The sequence below is a fragment of the Aggregatibacter sp. 2125159857 genome (assembly GCF_017798005.1).
Lineage (GTDB): Bacteria > Pseudomonadota > Gammaproteobacteria > Enterobacterales > Pasteurellaceae > Aggregatibacter.
The window spans coordinates 220,477-232,985 of record NZ_CP072548.1 but is presented as its reverse complement, the minus strand read 5'-3'; the positions used below and the strand labels follow the sequence as shown (position 1 = coordinate 232,985).

12 protein-coding genes are annotated in these 12,509 nt (G+C 42.1%); 8 read left to right on the top strand and 4 right to left on the bottom strand.

Annotation, left to right across the window (positions count from 1 at the left end; translation table 11 throughout):
• Window positions 1–9 precede the first annotated feature (9 nt).
• From atpH to J5X96_RS01065, 5 genes are read left to right on the top strand one after another with little or no spacing between them, the layout of a single operon-like run.
• Entirely contained in the window at window positions 10–558 is a 549-nt protein-coding gene (atpH, locus tag J5X96_RS01085; RefSeq protein ID WP_033002533.1) for a F0F1 ATP synthase subunit delta, read from the top strand.
• Window positions 559–570: 12 nt separating this feature from the next.
• Complete coding sequence (gene atpA, locus J5X96_RS01080; RefSeq protein WP_021616109.1) at window positions 571–2,112, top strand: F0F1 ATP synthase subunit alpha; 1,542 nt, start codon at window positions 571–573, stop codon at window positions 2,110–2,112.
• A 15-nt stretch (window positions 2,113–2,127) separates the two neighbouring features.
• The gene (gene atpG, locus J5X96_RS01075; protein WP_209363776.1) at window positions 2,128–2,997 is read left to right on the top strand and encodes a F0F1 ATP synthase subunit gamma; all 870 of its coding nucleotides are present in this window, start codon (window positions 2,128–2,130) and stop codon (window positions 2,995–2,997) included.
• 16 nt (window positions 2,998–3,013) lie between these two features.
• Window positions 3,014–4,387, top strand: coding sequence for a F0F1 ATP synthase subunit beta (gene atpD, locus J5X96_RS01070; RefSeq protein WP_209363774.1), 1,374 nt, complete (start codon window positions 3,014–3,016; stop codon window positions 4,385–4,387).
• Window positions 4,388–4,428: 41 nt separating this feature from the next.
• A complete protein-coding gene (locus J5X96_RS01065; RefSeq protein WP_006719889.1) occupies window positions 4,429–4,857 on the top strand; it encodes a F0F1 ATP synthase subunit epsilon in 429 nt (142 codons plus the stop codon).
• Between the two features lie 403 nt (window positions 4,858–5,260).
• Here the strand turns inward: J5X96_RS01065 and J5X96_RS01060 are convergent, their stop codons facing one another.
• The 4 genes from J5X96_RS01060 to aspA form a co-directional block, all read right to left on the bottom strand.
• Entirely contained in the window at window positions 5,261–6,007 is a 747-nt protein-coding gene (locus tag J5X96_RS01060; RefSeq protein WP_209363772.1) for an MlaA family lipoprotein, read from the bottom strand.
• Window positions 6,008–6,145: 138 nt separating this feature from the next.
• Window positions 6,146–7,477 (bottom strand): HslU--HslV peptidase ATPase subunit, encoded by a 1,332-nt coding sequence (gene hslU, locus J5X96_RS01055; RefSeq protein ID WP_209363770.1) that lies wholly within the window; start codon window positions 7,475–7,477, stop codon window positions 6,146–6,148.
• Window positions 7,478–7,497: 20 nt separating this feature from the next.
• Entirely contained in the window at window positions 7,498–8,025 is a 528-nt protein-coding gene (hslV, locus tag J5X96_RS01050; RefSeq protein ID WP_005704683.1) for an ATP-dependent protease subunit HslV, read from the bottom strand.
• Between the two features lie 210 nt (window positions 8,026–8,235).
• Window positions 8,236–9,654, bottom strand: coding sequence for an aspartate ammonia-lyase (gene aspA / locus J5X96_RS01045; protein ID WP_209363768.1), 1,419 nt, complete (start codon window positions 9,652–9,654; stop codon window positions 8,236–8,238).
• 225 nt (window positions 9,655–9,879) lie between these two features.
• Here aspA and J5X96_RS01040 point away from each other — a divergent pair, with 225 nt between their 5' ends.
• From J5X96_RS01040 to groL, 3 genes are all read left to right on the top strand, one after another.
• Complete coding sequence (locus J5X96_RS01040) at window positions 9,880–10,362, top strand: FxsA family protein (RefSeq protein WP_209363767.1); 483 nt, start codon at window positions 9,880–9,882, stop codon at window positions 10,360–10,362.
• An 84-nt stretch (window positions 10,363–10,446) separates the two neighbouring features.
• The gene (locus J5X96_RS01035) at window positions 10,447–10,737 is read left to right on the top strand and encodes a co-chaperone GroES (RefSeq protein WP_209363765.1); all 291 of its coding nucleotides are present in this window, start codon (window positions 10,447–10,449) and stop codon (window positions 10,735–10,737) included.
• A gap of 89 nt (window positions 10,738–10,826) precedes the next feature.
• Window positions 10,827–12,470: a chaperonin GroEL gene (groL, locus tag J5X96_RS01030; RefSeq protein WP_209363763.1), complete on the top strand. Its 1,644-nt coding sequence runs from the start codon at window positions 10,827–10,829 to the stop codon at window positions 12,468–12,470.
• The last annotated feature ends 39 nt before the right edge of the window (window positions 12,471–12,509 follow it).

Below are 12,509 nucleotides of genomic sequence, written 5' to 3'. Positions count from 1 at the left end.
GTTGAGCTTATGTCAGAATTAACTACCATAGCTCGCCCTTATGCTAAAGCAGCGTTTGATTTTGCCGTTGAACAAAGTACATCTGACAAAAGTGCGGTAGAGAAATGGAATGAAATGTTAGGTTTTCTTGCTGAATTAGTGAAAAACGAAACAATGCAAAATTATCTAACAGGTTCTCTTTCTGCACAAAAATTAGCAGATACGGTGATCTCAATTTGTGGTGAACAATTAGATCAATATGGGCAAAACTTAGTTCGGTTAATGGCTGAAAATAAGCGTTTAACTGTTCTTCCGCAAGTTTTTAAAGAATTCCAACATTATGTTGAGGAATATAAAGCTATTGCGGAAGTGAACGTCATATCGGCTCAACCATTAAGCGTCATGCAACAAGAAAGAATTGCAGCCGCAATGGAAAAAAGATTAGCCCAAAAAGTTAAGTTAAATTGCAACGTTGATAGCTCGCTCATTGCCGGTGTTATCATTCGTACAGAGGATTTTGTCATAGACGGCAGTAGTCGCGGACAGCTTGCCCGTTTAGCAAATGAGTTGCAATTATAAGAGGATTAGAAAATGCAACTAAATTCAACTGAAATTAGTGAATTGATTAAAAAACGCATTGCTCAATTTGATGTGGTGAGCGAAGCCCGCAATACAGGAACGATTGTTTCTGTCAGTGATGGGATTATTCGTATCCATGGTTTAAGCGATGTGATGCAAGGCGAAATGATCGCCTTACCGGGCAACCGTTATGCCATGGCACTTAACCTTGAACGCGATTCGGTTGGTGCGGTAGTTATGGGGCCTTATGCCGATCTTGCTGAAGGAATGGAAGTGCAATGTACCGGCCGTATTCTTGAAGTGCCGGTTGGTCGTGGTTTATTAGGTCGTGTTGTAAACACTCTTGGTCAACCAATTGATGGTAAAGGTGAAATTGAAAATGACGGTTTTTCTCCGGTTGAAGTTATCGCGCCGGGTGTAATTGAACGTAAATCCGTTGATCAACCAGTACAAACCGGTTATAAAGCGGTTGACTCCATGGTGCCAATCGGTCGTGGTCAACGTGAATTGATTATCGGTGACCGTCAAACCGGTAAAACAGCATTAGCGATTGATGCCATCATTAACCAACGTAATTCAGGCATTAAATGTATCTATGTGGCAATTGGTCAAAAAGCGTCAACAATTGCTAACGTAGTACGTAAATTAGAAGAACATGGTGCATTAGCTAACACTATCGTGGTTGCGGCATCTGCGTCTGAATCTGCTGCATTACAATATTTAGCACCTTATGCCGGTTGTGCAATGGGTGAATATTTCCGTGATCGTGGTGAAGATGCATTAATCGTTTACGATGATCTTTCTAAACAAGCGGTTGCTTATCGTCAAATTTCCCTATTATTACGTCGTCCACCGGGTCGTGAAGCTTATCCTGGTGATGTATTCTACTTACACTCACGTTTACTTGAACGTGCTTCTCGTGTAAATGAAGAATACGTAGAAAAATTCACCAAAGGTGAAGTAAAAGGAAAAACAGGTTCTTTAACCGCACTTCCGATTATTGAAACTCAAGCGGGTGACGTTTCTGCATTCGTTCCAACCAACGTGATTTCTATTACCGACGGTCAGATTTTCTTAGAGTCTAACTTGTTTAACTCCGGTATCCGTCCAGCGGTAAACCCGGGTATTTCGGTTTCTCGTGTGGGTGGTTCAGCACAAACTAAGGTCATTAAGAAACTTGCCGGTGGTATTCGTACCGCACTTGCGCAATACCGTGAATTAGCGGCATTTGCTCAGTTTGCTTCTGATCTTGATGATGCAACTCGTAAACAACTTTCTCACGGTGAAAAAGTAACCGAATTGTTGAAACAAAAACAATTTTCTCCGCTTTCTGTTGCTGAGCAAGCAGTAGTGTTATTTGCGGTTGAATTTGGTTATTTAGACGATGTTGAGTTATCTAAAATTGCAAGTTTTGAGACCGCACTTTTAGATTATGCAAATCGTAATTATGCCGAGTTTATGCAAGAGCTTACTAAAACCGGTAACTATAATGATGAAATCAAAGATACATTAAAAGGTATTTTGGATAGTTTCAAAGCGAATAGTGCTTGGTAGTAACGGAGAAATAAGATGGCAGGTGCAAAAGAGATAAAAACCAAAATTGCCAGCGTACAAAGTACGCAAAAAATTACTAAGGCAATGGAAATGGTTGCAACCTCGAAAATGCGTAAAACGCAGGACCGTATGGCGGCATCTCGTCCGTATTCTGAAACTATCCGTAGTGTTATCAGCCATGTGTCTAAAGCAAGTATCGGTTATAAACACCCGTTCTTAGTTGAACGGGATGTAAAAAAAGTGGGTGTTTTAGTGATTTCTACCGATCGCGGAATGTGCGGTGGCTTAAACGTGAATTTGTTTAAAACCACACTTAACCAAATTAAAGATTGGAAATCACAAAATGCGACAACTGAGCTTGGCTTGATTGGTTCTAAAGGGATTAGTTTTTTCCGTTCCCTTGGTTTTAAGGTAAAAAGCCAACTTTCCGGTTTGGGCGATAACCCTTCTTTAGAAGAATTAATTGGTGTAGCAAATACCATGTTTGATGCTTATCGTAATGGAGAAATTGATGCGATTTATATTGCATATAATAAGTTCATTAATACGATGTCGCAAAAACCGGTTGTACAGCAATTAGTTCCTCTACCGGAAATAGAAGACGATCACTTAAGCGAAAGACAACAGGCATGGGATTATATTTACGAACCTGATCCAAAAGTGTTATTAGATAGCCTTTTAGTTCGTTATTTAGAATCTCAGGTTTATCAAGCGGTTGTAGATAATTTAGCTTCAGAACAAGCGGCTCGAATGGTAGCGATGAAAGCAGCAACAGATAATGCAGGTAATTTAATTAATGACCTACGGTTGGTGTATAACAAAGCTCGTCAAGCAAGTATCACAAATGAATTAAATGAAATCGTTGCCGGTGCGGCTGCGATTTAATAGAAGAGGAACGGTAATGGCGACAGGTAAAATTGTACAAATCATCGGTGCGGTGATTGACGTCGAATTTCCACAAGATGCAGTACCAAAAGTTTATGATGCATTAAATGTTGAAACAGGTTTGACCCTTGAAGTTCAACAACAATTAGGTGGCGGTGTGGTACGTTGTATCGCATTAGGTGCCTCCGATGGTTTAAAACGTGGTTTGAAAGTAGAAAACACAAATGCTCCAATTCAAGTACCGGTAGGAACGAAAACCCTTGGTCGAATTATGAACGTGTTAGGTGAGCCAATTGACGAACAAGGTCCGATTGGCGAAGAAGAACGTTGGTCTATTCACCGTTCTGCACCAAGCTACGAAGAACAATCAAACAGTACTGAATTATTAGAAACCGGTATTAAAGTGATCGACTTAATTTGCCCATTTGCAAAAGGGGGTAAAGTTGGTTTGTTTGGTGGTGCGGGTGTAGGTAAAACCGTAAACATGATGGAATTAATCCGTAATATCGCGATTGAGCACTCAGGTTACTCCGTATTTGCCGGTGTAGGTGAGCGTACCCGTGAAGGTAACGACTTCTACCACGAAATGAAAGATTCCAACGTATTGGATAAAGTATCTTTGGTTTACGGTCAAATGAATGAGCCACCAGGTAACCGTTTACGTGTTGCGTTAACCGGTTTAACTATGGCGGAAAAATTCCGTGATGAAGGTCGTGATGTATTATTCTTCGTGGATAATATCTATCGTTATACTCTTGCCGGTACTGAGGTATCTGCGCTTTTAGGCCGTATGCCATCAGCGGTAGGTTACCAACCGACCCTTGCTGAGGAAATGGGTGTATTACAAGAGCGTATTACTTCAACTAAAACAGGTTCTATCACGTCCGTACAAGCGGTTTACGTGCCTGCGGATGACTTGACTGACCCATCTCCGGCAACCACCTTTGCGCACTTAGACTCAACCGTTGTATTGAGCCGTCAAATTGCGTCTTTAGGTATTTATCCTGCGGTTGACCCATTAGATTCTACATCTCGTCAATTAGACCCATTAGTTGTTGGTCAAGAGCATTATGATGTTGCTCGTGGCGTACAAGGTATCTTACAACGTTATAAAGAATTGAAAGATATTATTGCGATTCTTGGTATGGATGAATTATCTGAAGAAGATAAATTGGTTGTAGCGCGTGCGCGTAAGATTGAGCGTTTCTTATCACAACCGTTCTTCGTTGCTGAAGTATTTAACGGCACACCAGGTAAATACGTTCCGTTAAAAGAAACCATTCGTGGCTTTAAAGGTATTTTAAACGGCGAATACGATCATGTTCCGGAACAAGCGTTCTACATGGTTGGTTCAATCGACGAAGCGCTAGAAAAAGCCAAAAATATGTAATCACTTCAAGCTGATGCATATCAAACTTGAAGGAGAAAAACATGGCAACATTTAATTTAACAGTCGTAAGTGCAGAACAAAAAATCTTTTCCGGTAATGTGAAAAGTGTTCAAGCAACAGGTATTGAGGGTGAGCTCGGTGTTTTGCCGGGGCACACCCCTTTATTAACCGCGATCAAGCCGGGTATTGTTAAATTTACTTTAGAAAATGATAACGAAGAAGTTATCTATGTTTCCGGTGGTTTTTTAGAAGTTCAACCAACGATTGTGACTGTTCTTGCGGATGTTGCAATTCGTGGTCAAGAGCTTGATAGCGAGCGTATTCTTGCTGCTAAGAAACGTGCGGAAGAAAACATTCATCAACATCACCATGATGCTGATTACGAATTGTTAATGTCTAAACTTTCTAAAGAATTGGCGAAACTTCGTGCTTACGAACTTACTGAGAAGTTAGTGAAATCTAAACGCTAATTTTTACGGCGTGCAATGATTTCATAAAAATTAAGGACTGAATCCCTTGGGATTCAGTCCTTTTTTATTATAGCCAGCCAAAGTCTGGCGATAAAAACCATACGCGATGCGTATGGAGCTAAATAGCTTAAGCGATGAACAGAAAAAAACTTGCGATATAACGAAAACAAGACTGAAAACCGAAACTCAATATATAGGAAGATTATTTCCCCCTCGTAGCGTGCAACTTGTTGCACGAATAATTAACCTCGATGCGTAATTCATACATTTCATGCGTAGCGTGCATTTCGATGCACTATCAAATCATGCGCGAAACGTTTATTTAACCCTTTTGGGTATTCACGATTTCGTGCAACAAGTTGCAGGCTACGATTCACTAATTATGAATTAAAGAGAAAATTAATCAGTCAATTTGATTAAGAATATCTTCTGACAAGGCCGGAGTTGCTTTTTCTTCTTTCTTGTTGGCACGGATGCGATAGTCAATATTTTGGAAATAAGCTTCGCGGAAAGTAACGTAAGGATCTTGAGCCTGATCTAACAATGCTTCTTTATCCATTAAACTTGCACGAGTATCAATCCCTTGAACCGTCCATTTTAATAGACTCCAAGGACCTAATAATGACAACATTGGATACGTGGTATCTGCTAGGTTACCAATATCTTGTCGTGGTGTTGCCGGGCCATAGACAGGAAGCATAATATAAGGGCCGGTTCCTACACCATAGCGACCTAATGTATCGCCGAATCGGGAATTTTCTTCTTTTTTAAGTGGTGCGCTGTAGCTTGCAACATCAATTACGCCACCTAAACCAAAAATACTATTTAACCAAAAACGGTTGAAATGAACCATTGCCAATTTAAATTCACCTTGCACTAAACGGTTAGCAAAGCTTGCTGGTTCATCAAGATTATTGGCAAAGTTAACAATTCCCGTGCGTATTGGGGAAGGGACATATTCTTTCCAGCCTTTAGCAAGAGGTTTTAATACGTAAGGATCAGCAACATGATAGTTAAAATCCCATATTTTACGGTTAAAACCCTCTAAGGCATCTTTACGTTCTCCGGTTTCCGGATCAATGGTTGATGAACAACCCGTGAGTGTTGCCGTGCCTAATAAGAGCGCAATGAATAATTTTTTTGTCTGCATAATTTGTACTCAGGCGAATGAAAAAGTGGGCACATTGTAAACAACTTAGTGAATAACTACAAAAATTTTCTAAAATCCTACCGCACTTGATAAATAAAAGGGCACGACATTTGTCGTACCCTAAATAAAACCAGAAGATTAAAGAATAAAGCGACTTAAATCTTCATTTTCTACCACTTCACCTAATGCCTCACTGACATACGCAGCATCAATGTTCACGGTTTGTCCGTTCATATCGCTGGCATTGAAAGAAATTTTATCCATTAAGCGCTCCATTACCGTATGCAAACGGCGGGCGCCGATGTTTTCGGTTTTTTCGTTGACGCGAAATGCCGCTTCAGCGATTTTCTTAATGGCATCTTGAGTAAATTCAATATTCACCCCTTCCGTTGCCATTAAAGCTTTGTATTGCTCGGTTAAAGAGGCGTTCGGCTCAGTCAGAATACGCTCAAAATCCTCAGCAGTGAGTGCGGAAAGTTCCACACGGATCGGCAGACGACCTTGTAATTCCGGGATTAAATCTGACGGGCGCGCCACTTGGAACGCACCGGAAGCGATAAACAAAATGTGATCAGTTTTCACCATACCGTGTTTGGTGTTCACGGTAGAACCTTCCACCAACGGTAATAAATCGCGTTGCACGCCCTCACGGGAGACATCCGCGCCACTGTATTCGCCTTTTTTACAAATTTTATCGATTTCGTCGATAAACACGATGCCGTTTTGCTCCACCGCATCAATGGCTTTTTGTTTCAGCTCTTCCGGATTCACCAATTTCGCCGCTTCATCGTCAATTAAGGTTTTTAACGCATCCTTAATTTTCATTTTACGTTTTTTGGTTTGGCTGCCGGAAAGGTTCTCAAACATGGATTGTAATTGACTGGTCATGTCTTCCATGCCCGGAGGTGCCATGATTTCCACGCCCATAGGCACACCGGCGACATCGATTTCCACTTCTTTATCGTCCAACAAGCCTTCGCGCAATTTCTTACGGAAAATCTGACGGGTGTTGCTTTGACTATCGCGGTTTTCTACTTCACCCCATTGGTTCTTCGCCGCAGGCAATAAGGCATCTAAAATTCGCTCTTCTGCCGCTTCTTCCGCTTTAGCACGATTTTTGACGATTTCCTGTTGGCGTACCAATTTCATGGCGCTGTCGGTTAAATCTCGAATAATGGAGTCCACTTCTTTGCCCACATAACCGACTTCGGTAAATTTAGTGGCTTCTACTTTAATGAACGGCGCATTGGCTAATTTTGCCAAACGGCGGGCAATTTCCGTTTTCCCCACACCGGTCGGCCCAATCATAAGAATATTTTTCGGGGTCACTTCATGGCGCATTGGCTCTTGCAGCTGCATTCTGCGCCAACGGTTTCTCAGGGCAATAGCCACTGCGCGCTTGGCATCGCTTTGACCGATAATATGTTGATCTAATTCAGAAACTATTTCACGAGGCGTCATTTCAGACATGGTTTATTCCTTATAATTTTTTAATTCGGCAATTCTTCAATAGTGAAATTGGTATTGGTAAACACACAAATTTCACCGGCAATTTTGAGAGATTTTTCTACAATTTCACGCGCCGACAACTCGGTGTTTTCCACTAACGCACGAGCGGCAGATAAGGCATAATTGCCACCGGAACCGATAGCCAAAATCTGATCTTCTTCCGGTTGCACTACATCGCCGATACCGGTAATAATCAGGCTTTCTTTTTCATCCGCCACAATTAGCATCGCTTCCAATTTACGCAACGCACGATCGGTACGCCAATCTTTCGCCAATTCCACCGCACTTTTCAGCAAATGCCCTTGGTGCATTTCTAATTTACGCTCAAAAAGCTCAAACAACGTAAAGGCATCTGCCGTGCCGCCCGCAAAACCCGCCAATACTTTGCCGTTATACAAACGACGCACTTTACGCGCATTGCCTTTCATCACCGTATTGCCAAGGGAAACCTGTCCATCACCGCCCACAACCACTTTGCCGTTGCGACGTACACTTACAATCGTAGTCATAATGTTGTCCTTTATAAAACAGAAATATGCAAACTATATTGAGGTTAATTGAGAGAATTCAAGGGATATGAAAGGAATTTACGCTTTGTTTTTTCATGTCATTTTTATTTCGGCATACAAAAAAATCAGCGCCTAATCCATTAGGACGCTGATTTTGACTAAATAAACAAGCTAACTATTCGATAACTAATTTACTGATTTGTTCACTTTTTATTTATTTAATTTTGCTTTATAAGTCGGATTCATTAAGTTTTCTACGGAAAGGATGTCATCTAATTGTTCTTGGGTTAACAAGCCTTTTTCCAAGACGACTTCACGCACGCCTTTACCGGTTTGCGCACAGATTTTACCCACTAAGTCGCCGTTGTGGTGGCCGATAAATGGGTTTAAGTAAGTGACAATACCGATAGAGTTGTAAACATAGTTTTCGCACGTTTCTTTGTTTACGGTGATGCCATCAACGCATTTATCACGCAAGTTCACGCAAGCGTTGCCTAAAATCTCAATGGATTCAAACATGGCTTGTACAATCACCGGCTCCATCACGTTTAATTGTAATTGACCGGCTTCTGACGCAAAAGTCACAGTGGTGTCGTTACCAATCACTTTGAAGCACACTTGGTTTACCACTTCAGGCACAACCGGGTTCACTTTTGCCGGCATGATAGAAGAACCGGCTTGTAATTCAGGCAAGTTGATTTCTTTAATACCCGCACGCGGGCCGGAAGAGAGTAAACGTAAGTCGTTACAGATTTTTGACAATTTCACGGCAGTGCGTTTTAACGCGCCATGCACGGAAACATAATCACCGCAGTCAGCAGTCGCTTCAATTAAGTTTTCTGCGCCACTGCAAGGTAATCCGGTGACTTGTGATAAATATTTAATCACAGTTGGTACATAACCTTGCGGGGTATTTAAACCGGTACCAATTGCGGTTGCACCCATGTTGACTTTCAGCAAGTGTGCCGCTGCCGCTTTTAAGTGTTTCACTTCTTCTGCCATTAACACTGCAAACGCTTTGAATTCTTGACCAACGGTCATTGGCACCGCATCTTGTAATTGGGTACGTCCCATTTTCAAGACTTTCTCGAATTCTTTCGCTTTATTTTCAAAACCTTGTTGTAAATAAGTGACTTTTTCAAGCAGTTTAACAACACTGTTGTACACAGCGATATGGAAACCGGTAGGGTACGCATCGTTGGTGGATTGGCTGGCGTTTACATGATCCATTGGGTCGAGGTATTTATATTCCCCTTTTTTGTGACCTAAAATTTCTAACGCCAAGTTGGCAATCACTTCATTGGTGTTCATGTTGACAGATGTGCCTGCACCGCCTTGGTAAATATCAGATGGGAATTGATCCAAACATTTGCCGTTTACCAACACTTCATCACAGGCTTTGACGATGGCTTCGGAAATGGCTTTAGGAATAGCGCCCAACTCACCATTTGCCAATGCTGCTGCTTTCTTCACCATCACCATGCCGCGGACAAATTCCGGTACATCAGAAATCGTTACTTTCGAAATGTTAAAATTTTCCACCGCTCTTAAGGTGTGAATACCCCAGTAAGCATCCGCAGGAACTTCACGTTCACCTAACAAATCCACTTCCTTTCTATATTGTGTCATTTGCGTTCTCCTTTATGCTTAACACGTTTGGTTGAATTGTCTAAATTATAGAAAATTCGATTAAAATTAAATTGATCCAAGTCACAGATTTTTATACGCATTTAAGAGTTATTTTTATTTTTCAGATTAGTTTTTCTAACCTGAAAGATGTAGCCATGAATAAAAGTTGCACCGCAGAATAAAGCGGGTAATATGCACATCCAACGTATTTTTAAGGAGCGAAACATGCCGTTTATCATCTTTCTTTTCGCTGTTTTTCTATTTATTTATGTGGAACTGAGTCTACTGGTTTGGCTAGGAAGCCAGTTGGGTATCCTCATGCTCATTTTGTTGTTGATTGGTTCCTCGTTACTGGGCATTGTCATCATACGCGCTCGTGGTTGGTACAGCCTCACGCGGGTGAAACAGCAGCTAACACAAGGCGAATTGCCCACTGATGCACTTTTTGGCTCGCTGCGCTGGCTTATTGCCGGCATCCTTTTTGTTATTCCCGGTTTTGTGACTGACATTCTCGCTTGCGTGCTGTTAAGCCCGCTCGGTCGTTACCTAGTAAATACATTCATTCGTAGCCGATTCGTGTTCTTCCAACAAAACATCTTTAAAACCGACCGCACTTTTTATTCGTCCCAAGGCAATCGCCAGAACGATAGCGAAATTTTTGAGGCGGAATTTGAAAAGGAAGCGGATGAAAATAAACGGTTAAAATAATTTTGCCTTTCCCTTGAAAGCGTAAAAATGATTCCCATATAGAAAAAGCTTTTTTATTAATTTAAGAAATAGAGGAAATTTCAGATGAATATTCGTCCATTACACGACAAAGTGATTTTAAAACGTGAAGACGTGGAAACCAAATCTGCCGGCGGTATCGTATTGACCGGTTCTGCAGCCACCAAATCTACCCGCGCGAAAGTGTTAGCGGTCGGCCCTGGTCGTTTATTAGAAAACGGTAGCATTCACCCAATGCACGTAAAAGTGGGCGACATCGTCATTTTCAGCGACAGCTACGGTGTAAAAACAGAAAAAATTGATGGTGAGGAAGTGCTCATCCTCTCCGAAGGCGATATTTTAGCGATTGTTGAATAAGCAAAAACGCGCTGAAAAACCACCGCACTTTAAACAAAATAGATCATGGTGAGAGCAATCTCACGCAACAAAATAAAAGGAAATTAAATATGGCAGCAAAAGACGTAAAATTCGGTAACGACGCACGCGTGAAAATGTTAAAAGGTGTAAACATTTTAGCTGACGCAGTAAAAGTCACTCTTGGTCCAAAAGGCCGTAACGTAGTATTAGACAAATCGTTCGGCGCACCAACCATTACTAAAGACGGTGTGTCTGTAGCACGCGAAATCGAATTAGAAGATAAATTTGAAAACATGGGTGCACAAATGGTGAAAGAAGTTGCTTCTAAAGCCAATGATGCCGCCGGTGACGGTACAACCACAGCAACGGTTCTAGCACAAGCCATTGTGAACGAAGGCTTAAAAGCCGTAGCGGCAGGCATGAACCCAATGGATTTAAAACGCGGTATCGACAAAGCGGTTACTGCCGTGGTTGCCGAACTTAAATCCCTTTCCAAACCTTGCGAAACCTCTAAAGAAATCGAACAGGTGGGCACCATTTCCGCAAACTCCGACAGTATTGTGGGTCAATTAATCGCACAAGCCATGGAAAAAGTGGGTAAAGAAGGCGTCATCACCGTAGAAGACGGCACCGGCTTAGAAGACGAGTTGGATGTGGTTGAAGGGATGCAATTTGATCGCGGTTACCTTTCCCCATACTTCATCAATAAACCGGAAACTGCGACCGTAGAATTAGATAACCCATTCATTTTATTAGTCGATAAAAAAATCTCTAATATTCGTGAATTATTACCGGTATTAGAAGGCGTTGCAAAAGCAGGTAAACCGTTATTAATTATTGCGGAAGACGTAGAAGGCGAAGCGTTAGCAACATTGGTCGTGAACACCATGCGCGGCATCGTGAAAGTAGCTGCGGTGAAAGCACCGGGCTTTGGCGATCGTCGTAAAGCAATGTTACAAGACATTGCGATTTTAACTGCAGGTACGGTGATTTCCGAAGAAATCGGTATGGAGTTAGAAAAAGCGACTCTTGAAGATCTTGGTCAAGCAAAACGCGTTGTCATCAATAAAGACAATACCACAATCATCGACGGTATCGGCGATGAAGCGCAAATCCAAGGTCGTGTGACTCAAATTCGTCAACAAATCGAAGAATCCACTTCCGACTACGACAAAGAAAAATTACAAGAACGCGTGGCTAAACTCGCCGGCGGTGTTGCGGTGATTAAAGTCGGCGCAGCAACTGAAGTAGAAATGAAAGAGAAAAAAGCGCGTGTTGAAGATGCCTTACACGCTACCCGTGCCGCAGTAGAAGAAGGTGTGGTTGCCGGCGGTGGTGTAGCGTTAATTCGTGCGGCCAGCAAAGTTGCTGATTTACGTGGCGACAACGAAGAACAAAACGTGGGTATTAAACTTGCCCTTCGCGCCATGGAAGCGCCATTACGTCAAATCGTGACGAACGCAGGTGAAGAAGCCTCTGTGGTTGCAAGTGCGGTGAAAAATGGCGAAGGAAACTTTGGTTATAACGCAGGTACCGAGCAATACGGCGATATGATTGCAATGGGTATTTTGGATCCGACTAAAGTGACCCGTTCCGCATTGCAATTTGCCGCTTCTGTCGCCGGCTTAATGATCACCACCGAGTGTATGGTGACCGAATTACCAAAAGATGACAAAGCTGACCTCGGTGCTGCCGGTATGGGCGGCATGGGAGGTATGGGCGGAATGATGTAATTCCTCGGATTCCGTCACATCCAAATAATTCGCACCTTA